This window comes from Mesorhizobium sp. P2_A8 (genome assembly GCF_056404935.1).
This window is the reverse complement of the sequence record NZ_JBFUDB010000034.1, coordinates 1-682: the sequence shown is the minus strand read 5'-3', so window position 1 is coordinate 682 and position 682 is coordinate 1. Positions and strand designations below refer to the sequence as shown.

The following is a 682-nucleotide window of genomic DNA, read 5'->3' as shown; positions in this document are numbered from 1 at the left end:
TTGTGCTTGCGCTTCATGAAGTCCTTGGCGGTCTCGACCGCCACCGCCGCGTCGCGGCAGTAGGCATCGGCGCCGACGGCCTTGCCGAATTCCTCGTTCAGCGGCGCACCGCCGACCAGCACGACATAGTCGTCGCGGATGCCCTTTTCCTTCATCGTGTCGATGACGACCTTCATATAGGGCATGGTCGTGGTCAGCAGCGCCGACATGCCGATGATGTCGGGCTGATGCTGCTCGATCGCATCGAGATACTTCTCGACCGCATTGTTGATGCCGAGGTCGATGACGTCGAAGCCGGCCCCCTCCATCATCATGCCGACGAGGTTCTTGCCGATGTCGTGGATGTCGCCCTTGACGGTGCCGATGACCATCTTGCCCTGCTTCGGCGCGCCGGTGGCGGCAAGCAACGGGCGCAGGATGAACATCCCGGCCTTCATCGCATTGGCCGACAACAGCACTTCCGGCACGAACAGGATGCCGTCACGAAAATCCTCGCCGACGATGCGCATGCCTTCGACCAGCGCTTCCGTCAGCACCTTGTAGGGCACCCAGCCACGCTCGAGCAGGATGTTGGTGCCTTCCTCGATCTCTTCCTTCAGCCCGTCATAGAGGTCGTCGTGCATCTGCTGCACCAACTCGTCGTCGGAAAGTTCGGATAGGATGATCTCGTCGTCGGACATTT

1 protein-coding gene is annotated in these 682 nt (G+C 60.9%); it reads right to left on the bottom strand.

The window, feature by feature from the left end; genetic code table 11:
• Positions 1-680: corrinoid protein (locus AC1D10_RS35565; RefSeq protein WP_477279989.1), on the bottom strand; the 680-nt coding region annotated here is incomplete at its 3' end.
• Positions 681-682: the final 2 nt, after the last annotated feature.